Below are 21,365 nucleotides of genomic sequence, written 5' to 3' on the forward strand. Positions count from 1 at the left end.
CGACGCGGAACGGTGGTGCCCCGGCAGGGGTTCCCGCCCGCGTCGATTCGCGTTTTGGCAGGGGGAATTTATTCCGTCTGTCATCAGGGCACTGAATTTTAGCGCGCGACAGCACCGGGCGAGTTCACGAGAGGCACCATGGCCAAGTCGTTCACGGGACGTAAGCGTATCCGCAAGAGCTTCGGACGTATTCCCGAAGTGACCCGTATGCCGAACCTGATTGAGGTTCAGCGCAGCTCCTACGACCATTTCCTGCAAATGGATGTGGCGCCGGAGAAGCGGGCGGTTCTCGGCCTCCAGGAGGTCTTCAAGTCGGTATTCCCGATCAAGGACTTCTCTGACCGCGCCGTTCTGGACTTCGTGCGGTACGAGTTGGAACAGCCGAAGTATGACGTCGAGGAATGCCAGCAGCGCGGCATGACCTTCGCCGCCCCGCTGAAGGTGACCCTGCGTCTGACCGTGTTTGACATTGACGAAGATACGGGCCTGCGCTCCATCCGCGACATCAAGGAGCAGGACGTCTACATGGGCGACATGCCCCTGATGACGGCCAACGGCACCTTCATCATCAATGGCACCGAGCGCGTCATCGTGTCGCAGATGCACCGCAGCCCCGGTGTCTTCTTTGACCATGACAAGGGCAAGACCCACAGCTCCGGCAAATATCTCTTCGCCGCGCGCGTGATCCCCTATCGCGGTTCCTGGCTGGACTTTGAGTTCGACGCCAAGGACATCGTCTATGTCCGCATCGACCGCCGCCGCAAGCTGCCGGCCACCACGCTGCTTTACGCGCTGGATGGGGCCGACACCGAAGAGCTGCGCGCGCAGCGTCGCGGCCTGGGCAAGGATCTGCTGCCTTACGAGGCGCAGGGCATGACCAAGGAGGAAATCCTTGGCAATTTCTATGGAACGGTGACCTACCAGCGCGCCCGCGACGGTTGGACGACCAAGTTCGACGCCGAGCGCCTGAAGGGCCAGAAGCTGGCCGCCGATCTGGTGGATGCCCGCACCGGCGAAGTGCTGGCCCAGGCCGAAACCAAGATGACGCCGCGCGTGCTGAAGCGCCTGGTTGAAGGTGGCCTGACCGACGTCAAGGCCTCCATCGAAGAGATCATCGGCCGCTATCTGGCCGTCGATATCATCGATGAGAAGACCGGTGAAGTGCTCTACGAAGCCGGTGACGAGATCAGCAGCGCTGCCCTGGACCGTCTGGAAAAGATGGGCGTGGAAGAACTGCCGGTTCTGGCCATCGACCACCTGAATATCGGCGCCTATATGCGCAACACCATGGCGGCGGATCGCAATGCCAGCCGTGAAGATGCGCTGATCGACATTTACCGCGTCATGCGTCCGGGTGAGCCGCCGACGCTGGAAAGCGCGGAAGCTCTGTTCCAGGGCCTGTTCTTCGACCAGGAACGCTATGATCTGTCGGCCGTGGGCCGTGTGAAGATGAACGCCCGCCTCAATTTTGAGACGGACGATCAGATGCGCGTGCTGCGCAAGGAAGACATCCTCAAGATCCTCCGCATTCTGGTGGAACTGAAGGATGGCCGCGGCGAAATCGACGATATCGACCATCTGGGCAACCGTCGCGTCCGCTCCGTCGGCGAGCTGATGGAAAACCAGTACCGCGTCGGCCTGCTGCGCATGGAGCGCGCGATTCGCGAGCGCATGTCGTCGGTGGAAATTGATACGGTCATGCCGCATGACCTGATCAATGCCAAGCCGGCGGCCGCTGCTGTGCGTGAATTCTTCGGCTCCTCGCAGCTGTCGCAGTTCATGGACCAGACCAACCCGCTGTCCGAGATCACGCATAAGCGTCGTCTCTCGGCCCTGGGGCCGGGCGGTCTGACCCGTGAGCGCGCGGGCTTCGAAGTCCGCGACGTGCATCCGACCCACTATGGCCGTATCTGCCCGATTGAGACGCCGGAAGGTCCGAATATCGGTCTGATCAACAGCCTGGCGACCTATGCCCGCGTTAACCAGTACGGCTTCATCGAAAGCCCCTACCGCAAGGTGGTGGACCAGAAGGTGACGTCGGAAGTGGTGTACCTGTCGGCCATGGAAGAAGGCCGCTATATGGTGGCCCAGGCCAACGCGCCCTTGCAGGCCGATGGCAAGTTCGCCGAACTGCTGGTGTCCTGCCGTAAGGGGGGTGAATATCTGCTGGCCCGCCCGGACATGATCGACCTGATCGACGTGTCGCCGAAGCAGGTTGTGTCCGTCGCTGCGGCGCTGATCCCGTTCCTGGAGAACGACGACGCCAACCGCGCGCTGATGGGCTCCAACATGCAGCGTCAGGCCGTGCCGCTGATCAAGGCGGACAGCCCGCTGGTCGGTACCGGCATGGAAGCCACGGTTGCCCGCGACAGCGGCGTGACCATCGTGGCCCGCCGCGCCGGCATCGTCGACCAGGTGGACGCCACCCGTATCGTGGTCCGCGCGACCGAGGATACGGACCCGGCGGCCCCCGGTGTCGATATCTACAACATGCTGAAGTTCCAGCGCTCCAACCAGAACACCTGTATCAACCAGAAGCCGCTGGTGAAGGTGGGCGACCGGGTGCAGAAGGGTGACATCATCGCCGACGGTCCCTCGACGGACCTGGGCGAACTGGCGCTCGGCCGTAACGTGCTCGTCGCGTTCATGCCCTGGAATGGTTACAACTTCGAAGACTCGATCCTGATTTCCGAGCGGATCGTGCGCGATGACGTCTTCACCTCGATCCATATCGAGGAGTTTGAGGTTGCCGCCCGCGATACCAAGCTGGGCCAGGAAGAAATCACCCGCGATATCCCGAACGTGGGTGAAGAAGCGCTGAAGAACCTCGACGAGGCTGGCATCGTCTATATCGGTGCCGAAGTTCGTCCGGGTGACATTCTGGTCGGCAAGGTGACGCCGAAGGGCGAAAGCCCGATGACGCCGGAAGAAAAGCTGCTGCGCGCCATCTTCGGTGAAAAGGCCTCTGACGTGCGCGACACGTCGCTGCGCCTGCCGCCGGGTGTGGTCGGTACGGTGGTGGAAGTGCGCGTGTTCAGCCGCCGTGGCGTGGACAAGGACGAGCGTTCCTTGGCCATCGAACGGGCTGAAATCGAGAAGCTGGCCAAGGACCGCGACGACGAAAAGGGCATCCTGGAGCGCAGCTTCTATACCCGCCTGAAGGAACTGCTGGTCGGCCAGACTACGGTTTCCGGGCCGAAGGGCATCAAGGCCGGTGAAGTGATCGGTGATGAGCTGCTGGCGGGCCTGACCCGTGGTCAGTGGCGCCACATCTCCATCGCTGATGACCATGTGATGGAAATCATCGAGCAGACCGGCAAGGTGTTTGACGAGAGCGTTCAGCGCCTGCAGGAGAAGTTCGAGAACAAGGTCGAGAAGCTGCAGCGCGGCGACGAGCTGCCGCCCGGCGTGATGAAGATGGTCAAGGTCTTCGTGGCGGTGAAGCGCAAGCTGCAGCCCGGCGACAAGATGGCCGGTCGCCACGGCAACAAGGGTGTTATCTCGCGCATCACCCCGATCGAAGACATGCCGTACCTGGAAGATGGCCGGAATGTCGACATCGTGCTGAACCCGCTGGGTGTGCCGTCACGCATGAATGTCGGGCAGATCCTGGAAACCCATTTGGGCTGGGCCGCTGCCGGTATCGGCCGTCAGATCGGCGCCATGCTGGACAAGATGCGGGCCCAGGCCACCGACGCTGCTGTCAGGTCCAAGACCCTGGACGAGCTGCGTCAGCGCCTGCGTCACATCTATGGTGAAGATGTCTATGGTGACGACATCTCCGACATGACCGATAGCGAGCTGTTGGAACTGGGCAACAACCTGCGTCGCGGCATCCCCTTCGCCACCCCCGTCTTTGACGGTGCGCGCGAAGAGGATATCTGCCGGATGCTGGAAGAGGCCGGTATCGACCGTTCGGGCCAGATGCAGCTGATCGATGGTCGCACGGGTGAGCCGTTCGACCGCCGTGTCACGGTCGGCTACATCTACATGCTGAAGCTGCATCACCTGGTCGACGACAAGATCCACGCCCGCTCCATTGGCCCCTACAGCCTGGTTACCCAGCAGCCGCTGGGTGGTAAGGCCCAGTTCGGTGGTCAGCGCTTCGGTGAAATGGAAGTGTGGGCGCTGGAAGCTTATGGTGCCGCCTATACGCTGCAGGAAATGCTGACGGTGAAGTCGGACGACGTGTCCGGCCGTACCAAGGTTTACGAAGCCATCGTCCGTGGCGACGATAACTTCGAAGCCGGCATTCCCGAGAGCTTCAACGTTCTGGTCAAGGAACTGCGGTCGCTGGGTCTGAATGTCGAGCTGAGTCAGCGCGACTTGTAGGACCGGTCCGATTTGAGCGGAAACGGCGGGCAGGGGCCCGCCATTTCCCGGTTCCCGATGATTTTCGAGGCCAGGGCCCGATCCGGCCCACCCCCTGGGGAGACGGCATATGAATAATGAGTTGATGAACATCTTCGGCCAGCCGCAAGGGCCGCAGAGCTTCGACCAGATCCGCATCTCGATCGCCAGCCCGGAGCGCATCCGCTCCTGGTCGTTCGGCGAAATCAAGAAGCCCGAGACGATCAACTACCGGACCTTCAAGCCGGAGCGCGACGGCCTGTTCTGCGCCCGCATTTTCGGTCCGATCAAGGATTACGAGTGCTTGTGCGGTAAGTACAAGCGCATGAAGTATCGCGGCATCATCTGCGAAAAGTGCGGCGTGGAAGTGACCTTGTCCAAGGTCCGCCGCGAGCGCATGGGCCATATCGAACTGGCCTCGCCCGTTGCCCATATCTGGTTCCTGAAGTCGCTGCCGTCGCGCATCGGCCTGCTGCTGGACAGCACGCTGAAGGATCTGGAGCGCGTCCTCTATTTCGAAAACTATGTCGTTATCGAGCCGGGCCTGACCGACCTGAAGCAGGGTCAGCTGCTGTCCGAAGATGATCTGGTCGACAAGCAGGACAAGTTCGGCGAAGACGCCTTCACGGCCAAGATCGGTGCCGAGGCCCTGAAGGACATGCTGTCCTCCCTGGACCTGATCACCGAGAAGGCCAATTGCCGCGACGATCTGCGCGAAACCGCCTCGGAAGCCAAGCGCAAGAAGCTGGTCAAGCGTCTGAAGATGCTGGAAAGCTTCCTGGGCGAGCCGGTCGAGGTGGAGAATGGTCCCGCCTATGAAGCCTTCGAGGGCTACAAGGAGCGGATCGAGCGTCCCGACGGCACCACGCTCTACAAGACCTATCCGAACGCCACGCGTCCGGAATGGATGATCCTGGACGTTGTGCCGGTCATTCCGCCAGAGCTGCGCCCGCTGGTGCCACTGGATGGTGGCCGGTTTGCCACCTCGGATCTGAACGATCTCTATCGCCGCGTCATCAACCGCAACAACCGTCTGAAGCGGCTGATCGAGCTGAAGGCGCCGGACATCATCGTCCGTAACGAAAAGCGTATGCTGCAGGAAGCGGTTGACGCGCTGTTCGACAATGGTCGCCGTGGCCGCGTCATCACCGGTGCCAACAAGCGTCCGCTGAAGTCCATCAGCGACATGCTGAAGGGCAAGCAGGGCCGCTTCCGTCAGAACCTGCTGGGTAAGCGCGTCGACTATTCCGGTCGTTCGGTTATCGTTGTGGGTCCGGAGCTGAAGCTGCACCAGTGCGGCTTGCCGAAGAAGATGGCGCTTGAGCTGTTCAAGCCCTTCATCTACGCCAAGCTGGAACTGTACGGTCTGGCCAGCACCATCAAGGCCGCCAAGCGGATGGTGGAAAAGGAACGTCCCGAGGTGTGGGACATCCTGGAAGAGGTCATCCGCGAGCATCCGGTGATGCTGAACCGCGCGCCGACCCTGCACCGTCTGGGCATCCAGGCGTTCGAACCGACCCTGATCGAAGGCAAGGCGATCCAGCTGCACCCGCTGGTCTGCACGGCGTTCAACGCCGACTTCGACGGTGACCAGATGGCCGTGCACGTGCCGCTGAGCCTTGAGGCTCAGTTGGAAGCGCGCGTCCTAATGATGTCGACCAACAACATCCTGTCGCCCGCGTCGGGCCGTCCCATCATTGTGCCGTCGCAGGATATCATCCTGGGTCTGTACTACATCACGATGGAACTGCCGGGCGCCAAGGGCGAAGGCATGGCCTTCGGTTCGATTGGCGAGATCGAGCACGCGCTGGCGGCCAAGGTCGTCACCCTGCATTCCAAGGTGCAGTCGCGCTATCACACGGTGGATGCCGAGGGTAAGCCGATCACCGTCCGCGTTACGGCCACGCCTGGCCGTATGCTGCTGTCGGAGATCCTGCCGCGCCATCCGGCCATCAAGTTCGAGCTGATCAACCGCCTTCTGACCAAGAAGGAAATCGGCAATATCATCGACGTCGTCTACCGCCATTGCGGTCAGAAGGAGACGGTGATTTTCGCCGATCGGTTGATGCGTCTGGGCTTCACCAACGCGTTCAAGGCCGGCATCTCCTTCGGTAAGGATGACATGGTCATCCCGGCCGAAAAGGGGACGCTGATCAAGGAAGCCCAGGACCGGGTGAAGGAGTTCGAGCAGCAGTATCTGGACGGTCTGATCACCCAGGGCGAAAAGTACAACAAGGTGGTCGACGTCTGGTCGGAAACGACCGAAAAGGTCGCCGGCGCCATGATGAAGGTGATCGAGCAGCCGCGTCCGGGCTTCGGCGTGAACTCGGTCTACATGATGGCCCATTCCGGTGCGCGTGGTTCGCCGGCCCAGATCAAGCAGCTGGCGGGTATGCGCGGTCTGATGGCCAAGCCTTCGGGCGAAATCATTGAGACGCCGATCATCTCCAACTTCAAGGAAGGTCTGTCGGTTCTGGAGTACTTCAACTCCACCCACGGTGCCCGTAAGGGTCTGGCCGACACCGCCTTGAAGACGGCGAACTCCGGTTACCTGACCCGTCGTCTGGTGGACGTGGCGCAGGACGCCATCATCACCGAGACGGATTGCGGTACCAAGAATGGCCTGACCGTGAAGGCGGTGATCGATGGCGGCGACGTCATTGTGCCGCTGTCCGAGCGTATCCTCGGCCGTACTGCCACCTTCGACGTGGTTCACCCGCTGACCGGCGACGTAATCGTCCCGGCCAGTGAGCTGATCACCGAGCGGGAGATCGAGCTGATCGACCGTGCCGGTATCGACACGGTGCATATCCGTTCCGTGCTGACCTGCGAAACCGAAGACGGCGTGTGTGCCCATTGCTATGGCCGCGATCTGGCCCGTGGCACCCGGGTGAACATGGGTGAGGCTGTCGGCGTCATCGCCGCCCAGTCCATCGGTGAGCCGGGCACGCAGCTGACGATGCGTACCTTCCACATCGGCGGTGCGGCGCAGCGCGGTGCCGAGCAGAGCTTCATCGAAGCGACGCTCGACGCCAAGGTGATCGTGCGCAACCGCAACCTCGTTCTGAACAGCGAGGGTGTGCCGGTGGTGATGGGCCGTAACTGCGAGCTGGCTTTGCTGGACGAGCAGGGCCGCGAACGCGCCAAGCACCGCGTGCCCTATGGTGCCAAGCTGCACAAGGCGCTGGCGGTGGACGGTTCTTCCGTCCAACGCGGTGACCGTCTGGCAGAATGGGATCCGTACACCCTGCCGATCCTGACCGAACGCGAAGGTACGGTCACCTATGTCGATCTGGTGGAAGGCGTCTCTGTCCGCGAGGTGATGGACGAAGCGACGGGTATTTCCAGCAAGGTCGTGGTTGACTGGCGTCAGCAGCCGCGTGGTGCCGATCTGCGTCCGCGCGTCACCCTGCGCGATGAGACCGGCAACGTGATCACGCTGCCGAATGGCACCGAAGCCCGTTACTTCATGAGCGTCGACGCCATCCTGTCGGTGGAGAATGGCGCGAAGGTCCGGGCCGGTGACGTGCTGGCCCGTATCCCGCGTGAAAGCTCCAAGACGCGTGACATCACCGGCGGTCTGCCGCGTGTGGCCGAGCTGTTTGAAGCCCGTCGTCCGAAGGACTTCGCCATCATCGCGGAGATCGACGGCCGGGTGGAATTCGGCAAGGACTACAAGACCAAGCGCCGCATTGTCGTGAAGAGCGACGAGACGGGGGAAGAGCGCGAGTACCTGATCCCGAAGGGCAAGCATATTGCCGTTCAGGAGGGCGATTATGTCCAGAAGGGCGACAGCCTGATGGATGGCAGCCCGGTGCCGCATGACATCCTGTCGGTCATGGGCGTGGAAGCGCTGGCCAACTACCTGATCAATGAGATCCAGGACGTCTATCGTCTGCAGGGCGTGAAGATCAACGATAAGCATATCGAAGTGATCGTCCGCCAGATGCTGCAGAAGATTGAAGTCACGGATCCCGGCGATACCACGCTGCTGATCGGTGATCAGGTTGACCGCTTCGAGTACGAGGCGGAAAACCGCGCCGTGCAGAAGCGGATGGACGAGGGTGAACTGGATCTGCGCTTTGCCACCGGCAAGCCAGTTCTCCAGGGTATCACCAAGGCCAGCCTGCAGACCCGTTCCTTCATCTCCGCCGCGTCGTTCCAGGAAACCACCCGCGTCCTGACGGAAGCGGCGGTCCAGGGCAAGAGCGACAACCTGGAAGGCCTGAAGGAAAATGTGATCGTCGGTCGCCTGATCCCGGCTGGTACCGGTTCGGTGGTGAACCGCCTGAAGGCCATCGCCGCGGAGCGCGACCGTGCGCTCCAGGCGCTGGAAGATGGCGGCGATGCCCCGGCCCTGCCGCCGGAAGCCGCCGAGTAAGGATCGCTTCTATCGTTCTGGAAAGGGCCGCCCCGCAAAGGCGGCCCTTTTCTTTTGGGAACGGGGTGTTCCGGCTTGGCAGGGATGCCGCTGCCGACTACATAAGCCCGGTCACGGGAAGAGGGAGCGTCGGCGATGGCGTCGGTCTGGTCAGGTCGGTTGGGGTTGCTGTTCGCGGCACTGGCAGGGGCCGGTGCTGCCAGCGTGGTCGGCAGCGGCCTGCGTGCCCTGCCGGGCGTTGCGGCCATTGCGGCCGATCATCCCAACCTGCTGATTTTCGCACCCCTGCCAGTGGGGGCGCTGGTGGCCGTTGCGCATATTTTCTGGTTGCGCGGGCTGTTGGCCCGGCGTCCGGTTCAGCGCAATACGGTTCCGTCGGCAGCGCCCAGCCCCTCCGCCGCCGCCCCTGCTGGCAGCCTGCGGGCCCAGGTGGAGGCTGCCAAGGCGGCGGAGGGGGAGGCGCCTGCCCGCTGGGTGCCGGAAGAACGCAACTGACGGCCGACCCGATGAACCGTACCCAACTTGCCAACGCGCTGGACCGGATGGACCGGCTTTATCCCAATGTGCTGCGCCCGGATTACCGGGACGAGGTGTTGGGGCTGGGAGCCTCATTTCCGCCCCTGGTGCGGACGGCCAAGAAGCTGTCCGATCTGCTGCACCGGCTACGCGGCGTAAAGCTGGACGCGCTGACCGATGGCCAGGTGGAGGATATCCGTCATCTGCATGACGCTTTGCGTGTCGGCGGCCAGAAGCTGTTGGATGCCAAGGACTGGCCTTACGACAGCTGATTACAGCGCGAAATTCATCGCCACCGAAATGCGGATGCCGTCGCCATGATAGGGGGCGACGCTGTGCAGCAGCCAGGACGGAAAGATCACGATCAGCCCCGTCTCCGGCCATACCCGCTCGGCCAGACCGGCGGACAGGAAGCCCGGTGCATCCACCTTTACCGTGGGGGCGTACATGATGGGCAGGGCGCCGCGCGGGTCGCTCAGTTCCAGGCAGCCGCCCAAAGACTGGCCGCCATTGATGCCGCCATCATCGACATAGACCACCGCCGACCAGACGGCGCCGGGATGATAATGCGGCATGTTGCCATTGCCGCGCCGGTTGATATTGGCCCAGGCATTGACCCGCCAGGGCAGCGGGCGCTTTTCCAGCTTGCCGCCGTCGACAATGGTGGTCAGACGGTTGATCATCTCGGTCACGCCGTCAACCAAAGCTCCGCCGGCGGGGCCCGTCCAGGCGATGAAATCATCGTGGGATTGCCAGCCGCCATCATTGCTGTGCTGGATGCCGCCCGGATCGCTGTCCTCCCGCGCCAGGATGATCTCTCGCAAGCTTGCCAATAATCGGGAGTCCCGGCCAAGATTAGTAGTAACGAGCGGAGTGGCAAAAAGCGGTTTGATCTGCACGGACGGCGGGCTCCGACGAAAGGTGCCGCCATCATAATCCACGCTTGCCCGCGCTGGCAAACGGGCTCAGCCGCCGAAGAGCACCCGGTACATCAACCGCCCAGGTAACAGAGTGAAGCCGCCGGTGATCAGCAGGCCCAGAATATAAAGCAGGATCATGCCGCGCTTATGCTGGGCGATGCGCCCCTGGCGCGCTGCTATGATTGCCTTGATCAGGGCATAGAGCACAAAGATTGAAAGCAGGTGGATGGGGCTGAAGGGCCCGATCACACGCAGTTCGTGAATGGCGAAGGAGGACAGGGCCACCAGGGCCATGCCGGTTACCCAAAGATAACCGAGGCCGCGATGCAGGGGCGTGCCCTTGGGCATAGCGAACTGAACGGCCCCCAGCATGATTGCCAGGGCGGCCAGGACCGCATGTGCCTGAATGATTGGTGTGGCGGCGCTGAACGCCGCCCAACCCCCGTTCCCCATGTTACCCCCTGTGAGTGTCGTCCGGGCCGGCTTTGCGCCGGCCTGTTATTTCAAGGGGGTAACAGGAAACAGCTCGATAGGAAAGGCTCAGCCGACCCGGCTGCCCCACAGGTCATACTCGTCAGATTCATCAATCTTGACGCGCACCATGTCACCCGGCTTCAGATCGGTCTCGCCATTCAGGAAGACATTGCCGTCGATCTCCGGCGCGTCAGACCAGGAACGGCCGATGGCTCCATCCTCGTCCACCTCATCAATCAGCACATCCATGTCGCGGCCGACCTTGGCGGCGAAGCGCGCGGCGCTGATTTCCTGCTGGTGGGCCATCAGGCGGTTCCAGCGTTCCTCCTGCACCTCCGGTGGCACCGCACCGGGGATTTCATTGGCGGGCGCACCTGCCACCGGCTCGTACTTGAAGCAGCCCAGACGGTCGATCTGCGCCTCGGTCAGCCAGTCCAGCAGATACTGGAAATCCTGCTCCGTCTCGCCGGGGAATCCGACGATGAAGGTGGAACGCAGGGTCAGGTCGGGGCAGCCCTGGCGCCACATCTTGATCCGGTCCAGCACCTTGTCGGTATTGGCCGGGCGCTTCATGGCCTTCAGCACATTGGGGGCCGCGTGCTGGAAGGGGATGTCCAGATAGGGCAGCACCTTGCCGTCCGCCATCAGCCCGATCACCTCATCCACATGCGGATAGGGATAGACATAGTGCAGGCGGATCCAAGCGCCGAGATCGCCCAGCTCGCGCGCCAGATCGATGAACTTGGCGCGGACCTGGCGGCCCTTCCACTTGCTCTCGGCATAGCGGGTATCCATGCCATAGGCGGAGGTATCCTGGCTCACCACCAGGATTTCCTTCACCCCGGCCTTCACCAGCGCTTCAGCCTCCGCCAACACCATGTTGGCGGGACGGGAGACCAGATCACCCCGGATGGAGGGGATGATGCAGAAGGTGCAGCGATTGTTGCAGCCCTCGGAAATCTTCAAATACGCGTAATGGCGCGGGGTGAGGCGCAGACCCTGCGGCGGCACCACATCCAGGTAAGGATCGTGGCGGGGCGGCACCACATCATGCACCGCATTCACCACCTGCTCATACTGGTGGGGGCCGGTGACGGCCAGCACATTGGGGTGGTTCTGCCGGATCAGGCTCTCTTCCTTGCCCAGGCAGCCGGTGACGATGACCTTGCCATTTTCCTTGATGGCTTCCCCGATGGCTTCCAGGCTTTCGGCTTTGGCCGAGTCCAGAAAGCCACAGGTATTGACCAGCACCACATCCGCCCCGTCATAGGAGCCAGAAATCTCATACCCTTCCGAGCGCAGCTTGGTCAGGATGCGTTCACTGTCCACCAGCGCCTTGGGGCAGCCGAGCGAGACGATGCCCACCTTGGGGGCCGTGGGAAGGGAGATGGCAGGCTTGGTCATGGGGGTAGGTCCTTCGCGGGAAGGCGCCTATATAAGGCCAGACAGGCCGCACCGCCAGCCCATGCGCCGCATGACGGGCCGGCGGTGACAGCAAATGGCGCATGGGCCGGGCAGGACAGCGGCCCTCGCATGATATAGAATGGCTGACGTAACCGACCCTGCGGGGAGGCTCCCATGGTTCTGACAGCGCGGCATGATGGCGGACGGATGAGCGTGGCGGAATTCCTGGCCTGGAATGCCGGCGACGATCTCCGTTATGAACTGGTGGATGGTGTGCCGGTGGCGCAGTCAGCGCCGTCGTCCATTCATGGCGGGATTGTCGTCAATATCAGCGCGTCGCTGCGGCAGAGTTTGAATCAAGCCGGTCGTCCCTGCCGGGTGGAGGCAGGGGGAGCACTGAAGATCACGGGCCGCAGCAATGTGCGGGTGCCGGATGTGCTGGTTCGCTGCGGTTCTCGTCGGACGGGGGAGGGAACGCCCCTGCTGGCCGTTGAGGTGCTCTCCCCCGCCAATTCCGCCGATGAAATGGCGGCCAAGCGCGAGGATTACGCCCTCTGCGGCATCCGGGAGGTGCTGGAGGTCAGTCAGGAACGGGCTGCCGTCCATCTCTATAGCCATGAAGGCGGTGCCGGCTGGCGGCTGTTGAGCATTATCGGCCTGGAAAGCGCTGTGCGCCTGGACAGCGTCGATGCCGTGCTGGCGCTCGCCGATATTTATGAGGGTGTGTTCCCAGTGGAAGAGACGACGGCGGAGGGCTGAACCATGGCGGTCTCCATTAAAATCGATCCAGCGCCGCGGATGAGCGTTGAGGAATTCCTGGTCTGGGATTCCGGTGATGATCTTCGCTATGAACTGGTGGAGGGTGTCGTCGTTGCCCAGTCTGCGCCGGCCCGACCGCATGGCCGGCTGGTGGCCAACTTTAGCTACTCCCTGACCAGCCGCCTGCGCGCCGCCAAACGCCCCTGTGCGCCGGAAGCGGGATCGGTGCTGCGCATTGACCGGCGCTGGACGGTGCGCGCGCCCGATCTGCTGGTGCGCTGTGGGCCCAATGCGCGGGATGCCGATACGCCCGTGCTGGCGATTGAGGTGCTGTCCCCCTCCAACTCCGCGTCCGAGATGGCGCGCAAGCGCGATGATTACGCCTCGGTCGGCATCATGGAGGTTTTGGAGGTGGAGCAGGACCGGCCGGAGATTCGCATTCATCGCCGGGATGGTGACCGCTGGGTGATTGAAACCGCCCGCGGGCTGGAGGGGGTGCTGGCGCTGCCGAGTCTGGGGCTGGAGATGCCGCTGGCCGAACTTTATGCCGATATTCTGCCCGATGACGCCCCGCTGGATGCCACGGTGGACGCCTGAGCGACGTTCATCGCGGTCTGGCGGTCTTCCGCCCAGCCCTGCGGACTCCGGAGGGGGCCGTTGCGCGCTGAACGTGGCGGAAATCCAAGGGTCGTGCTTGACGGTCCCGTGACTCATCCATATAGTCCCGCAACCTATTTCGGGGGGGAAGGCAAGGTGTACCCATCGGGTACCCGGGTATGTCCCCCAGACCTGGCTTGATCCCTGTGCTGAGGGGCTGGCTGGCGCTAACCGGAACAGTCGATAGCCGCAACCGAGTCCTTGTTCGGACGGCGTATGAAAACGACCCCGCGCGGAGCCGTTGGTTTCGCAAGCGGGTATTTTTCGTCCGTCGTCACGAGTGCCGAATCAGGGAATTGCGCGTGGCCTGGATTGGAATTCGATTCCCCGGTGACGGGGACGACAGCAAGAGCGAAGGGCTTTCATGCCGACGATCAGTCAGTTGATCCGCAAGCCGCGGGCTCCGTTGGTGGCCCGGGACAAGGTGCCGGCCCTGCAGGAGTGCCCGCAGAAGCGTGGCGTCTGCACCCGTGTTTACACCACCACCCCGAAGAAGCCGAACTCGGCACTCCGTAAGGTCGCCCGCGTGCGCCTCACGAACGGCTACGAGGTCATCAGCTATATCCCCGGTGAAGGTCACAACCTCCAGGAACACTCGGTCGTCATGATCCGTGGTGGTCGTGTGAAGGATCTTCCCGGTGTGCGTTACCACATCATCCGCGGCACGCTCGATACTCAGGGCGTTAAGGACCGTAAGCAGCGTCGTTCCAAGTACGGCGCGAAGCGGCCCAAGTAAGGAGATCGAGTTATGTCCCGTCGTCGTAAAGCCGATAAGCGCGAAGTTCTGCCCGACGCCAAGTTTGGCGACATCGTGCTGACCAAGTTCATGAACTGCCTGATGTATGACGGCAAGAAGTCGGTGGCTGAGTCCATCGTCTATGGCGCCCTCGATCGCATCGAGCAGAAGGCCAAGCAGGATCCCCTGCAGCTGTTCCATGACGCCCTGAACAACGTCCGTCCGTACCTGGAAGTGCGTTCCCGCCGCGTTGGTGGTGCGACTTATCAGGTTCCGGTGGAAGTCCGTACCGACCGTGCGCAGGCCCTGGCGATCCGCTGGATCATCGGTGCTGCCCGCAACCGTTCGGAAAACACCATGACCGAGCGCCTGTCCGGTGAACTGCTCGACGCTGCCCAGCAGCGCGGCACCGCCGTGAAGAAGCGCGAAGACACCCACCGTATGGCAGAGGCCAACAAGGCCTTCTCGCACTACCGCTGGTAATGACGAGAGCCTGAAGGCGGATATCCCCGAATGCCCCGTTCCCACCCCATCGAACGCTATCGGAATATTGGCATTGCCGCGCATGTTGATGCCGGCAAGACCACGACGACCGAGCGTGTTCTCTTTTATACGGGGCGGTCCTATCGCATTGGCGAGGTCGATAACGGCACCGCCACGATGGACTGGATGGAGCAGGAGCGGGAGCGGGGAATCACCATCACCTCGGCGGCCACGACCTGTTTCTGGAAGGATCACCGCGTCAATATCATCGACACGCCGGGCCATGTCGACTTCATGATTGAGGTCGAGCGCAGCTTCCGTGTTCTTGATGGCGTGGTGGCTCTTTTTGATGCGGTGGCCGGCGTGGAGCCACAGTCGGAAACCGTGTGGCGGCAGGCGGACAAGTACCGCGTGCCGCGCATCTGCTTCATCAACAAGATGGACAGGGCGGGCGCCGATTTCCACGGCACGGTTGGTATGATCCGGGAGCGCCTGGGCGCCAACGCGATCGTGCTGCAACTGCCGTTGGGGGTGGAGCAGGGCTTCGCCGGTGTCATCGACCTCGTCGCCTTCAAGGCGGTGGTCTGGGATGATGACATGCTGGGGGCCCGGTTCCGGACCGTGGATGTTCCGGCCGATCTGCTGGAAGAGGCAAAGGCGCATCGCGCCCGCCTTGTCGAGCAGGCGGTGGAGATGGATGAAGCGGCGACCGACGCCTATCTCTCGGGTCAGGAACCCGACGAGGCCGGGCTGCGGGCGCTGATCCGCAGGGGCACGGTTGCCCAGCGGCTGGTGCCGGTCCTGTGTGGTTCTGCGTTCAAGAACAAGGGTGTTCAGCCGATGCTGGATGCCGTGGTGGATTATCTGCCCTCGCCGGTGGATGTCGCCGCTGTTCAGGGCGTGGGGCTGGACGGGGCCCTTGTCAGCCGTGCTGCCACCGATGAGGCGCCGTTCGCGGCGCTGGCCTTCAAGGTGATGGACGATCTGGTTGCCGGCACCTTGACCTTTGCCCGCATCTATTCCGGCAGCTTGCGCCAGGGGGCCGTCATGGCGAACCCCGGCAAACAGTCGGAAGAGAGCATCGGTCGCATGTTGCTGATGCATGCGAACAGCCGGGAAGAGATCGAAGAGGCCCATGCTGGCGACATTGTCGCCTTTGCGTCGCTGGAAGCGACCAGCACGGGCGATACGCTCTGCGATCCTGCCCATCCGATCCTGCTGGAACGGATGGAATTTCCCGAGCCGGTGATCGAAGTGGTGGTGGAGCCGCGCACCGACGCGGACCATGACCGGATGGCGGTGGCACTGGGTCGGCTGGCGGCGGAGGATCCGTCGTTCCGCGTCGGTCGTGATGCGGAAAGTGGTCAGGTGGCGTTGCGCGGCATGGGTGAACTCCATCTGGAGATCATCGTTGACCGGCTGCGTCGCGACTTCAAGGTGGATGCTTCTGTCGGCAAGCCCAAGGTGGCTTACCGGGAAGCGCTGACCCAGCGGGCCGAGGCGGACGTCACCCATAAGCGCCAGCTGGGTGTGACGGGACAGTTCGCCCGGTTGAAGCTGGTGGTGGAACCGACCCCGAAAGGGAGCGGCTTTGCGCTGGTGAACAAGGTACCGGCTGAACAGCTGCCAAAGGAATTCCTGCCCGGTATCCGGGCGGGTCTGGAGGCTGCCTTGTCGGGTGGTGCGGTGGCCGGTTATCCGGTCATGGATGTGCGGGTGGAACTGGTGGAAGCCGGTTGCCACGATGTTGACAGCTCGCTGCCGGCATTCGAGGCGGCGGCGCGGATGGCGATGCGCGAAGCCTTCGCCAGGGCGCGGCCGGTGTTGCTGGAACCGGTGATGAAGGTCGAGGTAACGACCCCGGAGGAATATCTGGGCGACATTATCGGTGACCTGAACAGCCGCCGGGGCCAGATTGCCGGAATCGATCAGCGGGGCAATGCCCATGTGATCGGGGCGGCAGTGCCGCTGGCGACGATGTTTGGTTATGTGAACACGCTGCGGTCCGTCAGCCAGGGGCGTGCCCAGTATACGATGCAGTTTGACCGTTACGAGCAGGCGCCCCAGGCGATTGCCGATGGAATCCGCGCCAAGGTGGCTTGAAGCCAACCGGCCGTAAACCGATTGAATAGAGGACGAGAAAATGGCGAAGGCAAAGTTTGAGCGGACGAAGCCGCACTGCAACATCGGCACGATCGGCCACGTTGACCACGGCAAGACGTCGCTGACCGCGGCGATCACCAAGGTTCTGGCCGAGAAGGGCGGCGCGACCTTCACCGCCTATGACCAGATCGACAAGGCTCCGGAAGAGAAGGCTCGTGGTATCACGATCTCGACCGCGCACGTTGAGTATGAGACGGACAACCGTCACTATGCGCACGTGGACTGCCCGGGCCACGCCGACTATGTGAAGAACATGATCACCGGTGCCGCCCAGATGGACGGCGCGATCCTGGTTTGCTCTGCCGCTGACGGCCCGATGCCGCAGACCCGCGAGCACATCCTGCTGGCCCGTCAGGTCGGCGTGCCGGCGCTGGTGGTGTTCCTGAACAAGATGGATCTGGCCGATCCGGATCTGGTGGAACTGGTCGAGCTGGAGCTGCGCGAGCTGCTGTCCTCCTACGGCTTCCCCGGCGATGACATTCCGATCGTTCCCGGCTCTGCCGTTTGCGCCCTGAACGACACGCAGCCGGAAATCGGCCGTGAAGCCGTTCTGAAGCTGATGGCCGAGGTTGACCGTTACATCCCGCAGCCGGATCGTCCGGTTGACCTGCCGTTCCTGATGCCGATCGAAGACGTGTTCTCGATCTCCGGCCGTGGCACCGTGGTGACCGGTCGCGTCGAGAAGGGCATCGTCAAGGTCGGTGAAGAAGTCGAAATCGTCGGTCTGAAGGACACGGTGAAGACGACGGTGACCGGCGTTGAAATGTTCCGCAAGCTGCTGGACCAGGGCCAGGCTGGCGATAACATCGGTGCGCTGCTGCGCGGCACGAAGCGTGAAGACGTTGAGCGTGGTCAGGTTCTGGCCAAGCCGGGCTCGATCAAGCCGCACACGGACTTCGAAGCCGAGACCTATATCCTGACCAAGGAAGAAGGCGGCCGTCACACCCCGTTCTTCGCCAACTACCGTCCGCAGTTCTACTTCCGTACGACGGACGTGACCGGTTCGGTGACCCTGCCGGAAGGCACGGAAATGGTGATGCCGGGCGACAATATCCGCTTCGCCGTGAAGCTGATCGCCCCGATCGCCATGGACGAAGGCCTGCGCTTCGCCATCCGTGAAGGCGGCCGTACCGTCGGCGCCGGCGTGGTGTCGAAGATCGTCAAGTAATACTGCGTCCCGATGGGCCCGTCCCATCGGGGCTTAGTACGGCGGCGTTGGCGACCGATCTTCCGTTCTTGGCTGTGATGGCTGGGGCGAAAGATTGGTCGCATGACGACGCATTACAGCAATGTGAAGGAGCCGGCCCGAAAGTGCTTGGGGCCGGCTCCTTCTTTGGGTATAAACCCTGCTCTTTTTGGGGTCTAGGACATGGACAATCAGAATATCCGGATCCGCCTGAAGGCGTTTGATCATCGCGTGCTCGACCAGAGCACCAGCGAGATCGTCAACACCGCAAAGCGGACCGGTGCGCGCGTCCGCGGTCCGATTCCGCTGCCCACGCAGCTGGAAAAGTTCACGGTCAACCGCAGCCCGCACATCGACAAGAAGTCGCGGGAGCAGTTCGAAATCCGCACCCACAAGCGCCTGCTCGACATCGTCGATCCGACGCCGCAGACCGTGGATGCGCTGATGAAGCTTGATCTGGCCGCCGGCGTCGACGTCGAGATCAAGCTGTAAGAGTTAAGTACCTGGTTTTGTGCGTACGGGACCTCTCCCGATCCTGAGGATGTCCCGAGTGAGGAGAAAACAGATGCGATCCGGATTGATCGCGCAGAAGGTCGGCATGACCCGCGTCTTCACCGATGAAGGCGAAAGCGTGCCGGTGACTGTGCTGAAGCTGGACCAGGTCCAGGTCGTCGCCCACAAGACGGAAGAGAAGGATGGCTACACCGCCCTCCAGCTCGGTGCCGTCAAGGCCAAGGTGAAGAACGTCGCCAAGGCCCAGCGTGAGGTGTTCGCCCGGGCCAAGGTCGAGCCGAAGAAGAAGCTCGTGGAATTCCGCGTCGAGCCCGCCAACCTGATCGAGGTTGGTGCTGAGCTGACCGCGGATCATTTCGTTGCCGGCCAGTTCGTCGACGTGCAGGGCACGACCCTCGGTAAGGGTTTTGCCGGCGGTATGAAGCGCTGGAATTTCGGTGGTCTGCGCGCGACCCACGGTGTGTCCGTGTCGCACCGCTCCATCGGTTCCACCGGTGGTCGCCAGGATCCCGGTAAGACCTTCAAGAACAAGAAGATGCCCGGTCACCTCGGTTCCGAGACCGTGACCGTGCAGAATCTGAAGGTCGTGTCGGTTGATGCCGAACGCGGTCTGATCCTGGTCAAGGGCGCTGTCCCGGGCCATGAGGGCGCTTTCGTCCTGGTCAAGGATGCCGTCAAGAAGAAGCTGCCCGAGGGCGTGCCGTTCCCCGGCGCTTTCCGTGCCCCGGCGGCCGAAGCTCCTGCGGCGCAGGAGGGCTGATAAATGAAGACGTCCGTTAAGAACCTGAATAACGAGACCGTTGGCGAGATCGAGCTGTCGGAAGACGTGTTCGGCCTGCCTTCTCGTCAGGACATCCTGGCGCGCATGGTGCTGTGGCAGCTCGCCAAGCGCCGCGCCGGTACGCACAAGACCAAGGGCATTTCCGACATTTCTGGCACCACGAAGAAGCCGTGGCGCCAGAAGGGCACCGGCCGTGCTCGTCAGGGCTCGCTGCGCTCGCCGCAGTTCCGTGGCGGTGCGCGCATTTTCGGGCCTGTCGTTCGTTCCCACGAACATGACATGACCAAGAAGGTCCGCAAGCTGGCGCTGAAGACCGCCCTGTCGGTCAAGGCTGCTGAAGGCAAGCTGGTCGTTCTGGAGAGCGCTGTTACCGAAACGCACAAGACCAAGGTGCTGTTCGGCCAGCTGCAGGCCCTGGGCCTGACCTCTGCTCTGATCATCGACGGTGCGAACCTGAACGAGCAGTTCACCCGCGCCGCTCGCAACATCCCGCACATCGATGTGCTGCCGGAGCAGGGCGCCAACGTGTACGACATTCTGCGCAAGGACGTTCTCGTCCTGACGCGTAATGCCGTCGAGCAGCTGGAGGCTCGCCTGAAATGAGCACTGCCAAGAAGACGATTGTCTCGGCCGAGCGCATGTACGATCTGATCGTCGCGCCCGTGATCACCGAGAAGGCCACCATGGGCTCCGAGCATAACCAGGTCACCTTCAAGGTGCGTCTGGATGCGAAGAAGCCGGAAATCAAGGCCGCGGTCGAAGGCCTGTTCAAGGTGAAGGTCACGGCGGTTAACACCGTTGTGGTCAAGGGGAAGACCAAGCGCTTCCGTGGGACGATCGGTCGCCGGTCGGACTACAAGAAGGCCGTGGTCACCCTCGCCGAGGGCAGCACGATCGACGTGACCACCGGGGTGTGAGGACAGAGCGATGGCACTGAAGACTTTCCGTCCCATTACGCCGAGCCTCCGCCAGCTGGTTATGGTGGATCGCTCCGAGCTGTACAAGGGCAAGCCCGTCAAGATGCTGACCGAGGGTCTTTCCTCCTCGGGCGGCCGTAACAACACGGGTCGTATCACCGCCCGCCGTATCGGCGGCGGTCACAAGCGCACCTACCGTATCGTCGACTTCAAGCGTCGCAAGTTCGACATGCCGGCGACGGTGGAGCGTCTGGAATACGATCCCAACCGTACTGGCTTCATCGCTCTGGTGAAGTACGAGGACGGCACGCTCTCCTATATTCTGGCGCCGCAGCGCCTGAAGGCTGGCGATGTGATCATCGCTGGTGAAAAGGTTGACGTGAAGCCCGGCAACGCCATGCCGCTGAAGAACATCCCCGTTGGCACGATCGTGCACAATGTGGAGCTCAAGGCGGGCAAGGGCGGTCAGCTGGCGCGTTCCGCCGGCACCTACCTGCAGCTGGTCGGTCGCGACCAGGGCTATGCTCAGCTGAAGCTGCCCTCGGGCGAGCTGCGCATGGTTCGCGGCGAGTGCATGGCCACGATCGGCGCCGTCTCCAACCCCGACCAGTCCAACGTGGTGATCGCCAAGGCTGGTCGTAACCGCTGGCTGGGTAAGCGTCCGTCGGTTCGTGGTGTTGCCATGAACCCGATCGATCACCCGCACGGTGGTGGTGAAGGCCGCACTTCCGGTGGTCGTCATCCGGTCACCCCCTGGGGCAAGCCGACTAAGGGCAAGAAGACGCGTCAGAACAAGGCCACGGATAAGCTCATTATCCGTCGTCGCGCTAAGTAAGGAGTGCTGCCGTGACTCGTTCCGTTTGGAAGGGGCCGTTCGTAGACGGCTACCTGTTGAAGAAGGCAGACAAGGCGCGTGCGTCCGGCCGCAACGAGATCATCAAGATCTGGTCGCGTCGTTCCACCATTCTGCCGCATTTCGTTGGTCTGACCTTTGGCGTCTACAATGGCCAGAAGTTCCTGCCGGTGCTGGTGACTGAGAATATGATCGGTCACAAGTTCGGTGAGTTCTCGCCGACCCGGACGTTCTATGGCCACGCGGCCGACAAGAAGGCGAAGAGGAAGTAA

At 62.5% G+C, this 21,365-nt stretch carries 19 protein-coding genes; 16 read left to right on the forward strand and 3 right to left on the reverse strand.

All coding sequences use genetic code 11. The features are described from left to right. Positions 1-138 precede the first annotated feature (138 nt). From rpoB to PCJ49_RS11890, 4 genes are all read left to right on the forward strand, one after another. Complete coding sequence (rpoB, locus tag PCJ49_RS11875; protein ID WP_269911113.1) at positions 139-4,332, forward strand: DNA-directed RNA polymerase subunit beta; 4,194 nt, start codon at positions 139-141, stop codon at positions 4,330-4,332. A gap of 109 nt (positions 4,333-4,441) precedes the next feature. Then, positions 4,442-8,731, forward strand: a complete 4,290-nt coding sequence (rpoC, locus tag PCJ49_RS11880) for a DNA-directed RNA polymerase subunit beta' (protein WP_143270792.1) — start codon at positions 4,442-4,444, stop codon at positions 8,729-8,731. Between the two features lie 135 nt (positions 8,732-8,866). Beyond that, positions 8,867-9,226 carry a hypothetical protein gene (locus tag PCJ49_RS11885; protein ID WP_269911114.1) on the forward strand — a complete coding sequence of 120 codons (360 nt, stop codon included), beginning with the start codon at positions 8,867-8,869 and terminating at the stop codon, positions 9,224-9,226. A gap of 11 nt (positions 9,227-9,237) precedes the next feature. Beyond that, positions 9,238-9,519 (forward strand): hypothetical protein, encoded by a 282-nt coding sequence (locus PCJ49_RS11890; protein WP_269911115.1) that lies wholly within the window; start codon positions 9,238-9,240, stop codon positions 9,517-9,519. Here PCJ49_RS11890 and PCJ49_RS11895 read toward each other — a convergent pair whose 3' ends face one another. The 3 genes from PCJ49_RS11895 to rimO form a co-directional block, all read right to left on the reverse strand. Then, positions 9,520-10,188: a TIGR02466 family protein gene (locus PCJ49_RS11895; RefSeq protein WP_347710433.1), complete on the reverse strand. Its 669-nt coding sequence runs from the start codon at positions 10,186-10,188 to the stop codon at positions 9,520-9,522. It abuts the gene before it with no gap. Between the two features lie 24 nt (positions 10,189-10,212). After that, positions 10,213-10,620 carry a DUF2306 domain-containing protein gene (locus PCJ49_RS11900; protein WP_089287566.1) on the reverse strand — a complete coding sequence of 136 codons (408 nt, stop codon included), beginning with the start codon at positions 10,618-10,620 and terminating at the stop codon, positions 10,213-10,215. Positions 10,621-10,707: 87 nt separating this feature from the next. Further along, positions 10,708-12,045: a 30S ribosomal protein S12 methylthiotransferase RimO gene (gene rimO / locus PCJ49_RS11905; protein ID WP_269911117.1), complete on the reverse strand. Its 1,338-nt coding sequence runs from the start codon at positions 12,043-12,045 to the stop codon at positions 10,708-10,710. Between the two features lie 174 nt (positions 12,046-12,219). Between rimO and PCJ49_RS11910 the strand changes: the two genes are divergently transcribed. From PCJ49_RS11910 to rpsS, 12 genes are all read left to right on the forward strand, one after another. After that, positions 12,220-12,804 carry a Uma2 family endonuclease gene (locus tag PCJ49_RS11910; RefSeq protein WP_269911118.1) on the forward strand — a complete coding sequence of 195 codons (585 nt, stop codon included), beginning with the start codon at positions 12,220-12,222 and terminating at the stop codon, positions 12,802-12,804. A 3-nt stretch (positions 12,805-12,807) separates the two neighbouring features. Further along, on the forward strand, positions 12,808-13,401 hold the full coding sequence (locus tag PCJ49_RS11915) for a Uma2 family endonuclease (RefSeq protein ID WP_269911119.1): 594 nt from the start codon (positions 12,808-12,810) through the stop codon (positions 13,399-13,401). Between the two features lie 424 nt (positions 13,402-13,825). Further along, positions 13,826-14,197 carry a 30S ribosomal protein S12 gene (rpsL, locus tag PCJ49_RS11920; protein WP_029013599.1) on the forward strand — a complete coding sequence of 124 codons (372 nt, stop codon included), beginning with the start codon at positions 13,826-13,828 and terminating at the stop codon, positions 14,195-14,197. Between the two features lie 12 nt (positions 14,198-14,209). Further along, complete coding sequence (rpsG, locus tag PCJ49_RS11925) at positions 14,210-14,680, forward strand: 30S ribosomal protein S7 (protein WP_089287562.1); 471 nt, start codon at positions 14,210-14,212, stop codon at positions 14,678-14,680. Between the two features lie 30 nt (positions 14,681-14,710). Then, on the forward strand, positions 14,711-16,783 hold the full coding sequence (fusA, locus tag PCJ49_RS11930; protein WP_269911120.1) for an elongation factor G: 2,073 nt from the start codon (positions 14,711-14,713) through the stop codon (positions 16,781-16,783). Positions 16,784-16,823: 40 nt separating this feature from the next. Continuing rightward, the gene (gene tuf / locus PCJ49_RS11935) at positions 16,824-18,011 is read left to right on the forward strand and encodes an elongation factor Tu (protein ID WP_089287560.1); all 1,188 of its coding nucleotides are present in this window, start codon (positions 16,824-16,826) and stop codon (positions 18,009-18,011) included. Positions 18,012-18,212: 201 nt separating this feature from the next. Continuing rightward, the gene (rpsJ, locus tag PCJ49_RS11940) at positions 18,213-18,521 is read left to right on the forward strand and encodes a 30S ribosomal protein S10 (protein ID WP_029013602.1); all 309 of its coding nucleotides are present in this window, start codon (positions 18,213-18,215) and stop codon (positions 18,519-18,521) included. A gap of 73 nt (positions 18,522-18,594) precedes the next feature. After that, positions 18,595-19,302 (forward strand): 50S ribosomal protein L3, encoded by a 708-nt coding sequence (rplC, locus tag PCJ49_RS11945; RefSeq protein ID WP_089287559.1) that lies wholly within the window; start codon positions 18,595-18,597, stop codon positions 19,300-19,302. A 3-nt stretch (positions 19,303-19,305) separates the two neighbouring features. Beyond that, positions 19,306-19,926 (forward strand): 50S ribosomal protein L4, encoded by a 621-nt coding sequence (gene rplD / locus PCJ49_RS11950; RefSeq protein ID WP_089287558.1) that lies wholly within the window; start codon positions 19,306-19,308, stop codon positions 19,924-19,926. Then, positions 19,923-20,240 carry a 50S ribosomal protein L23 gene (locus PCJ49_RS11955; protein ID WP_089287557.1) on the forward strand — a complete coding sequence of 106 codons (318 nt, stop codon included), beginning with the start codon at positions 19,923-19,925 and terminating at the stop codon, positions 20,238-20,240. Before rplD ends, PCJ49_RS11955 begins: the two co-directional genes overlap by 4 nt. A gap of 10 nt (positions 20,241-20,250) precedes the next feature. After that, complete coding sequence (gene rplB, locus PCJ49_RS11960) at positions 20,251-21,075, forward strand: 50S ribosomal protein L2 (RefSeq protein WP_089287556.1); 825 nt, start codon at positions 20,251-20,253, stop codon at positions 21,073-21,075. An 11-nt stretch (positions 21,076-21,086) separates the two neighbouring features. Then, complete coding sequence (gene rpsS / locus PCJ49_RS11965) at positions 21,087-21,365, forward strand: 30S ribosomal protein S19 (RefSeq protein WP_029013607.1); 279 nt, start codon at positions 21,087-21,089, stop codon at positions 21,363-21,365.

The sequence above is a fragment of the Niveispirillum sp. BGYR6 genome (assembly GCF_027568365.1).
GTDB lineage: Bacteria > Pseudomonadota > Alphaproteobacteria > Azospirillales > Azospirillaceae > Niveispirillum.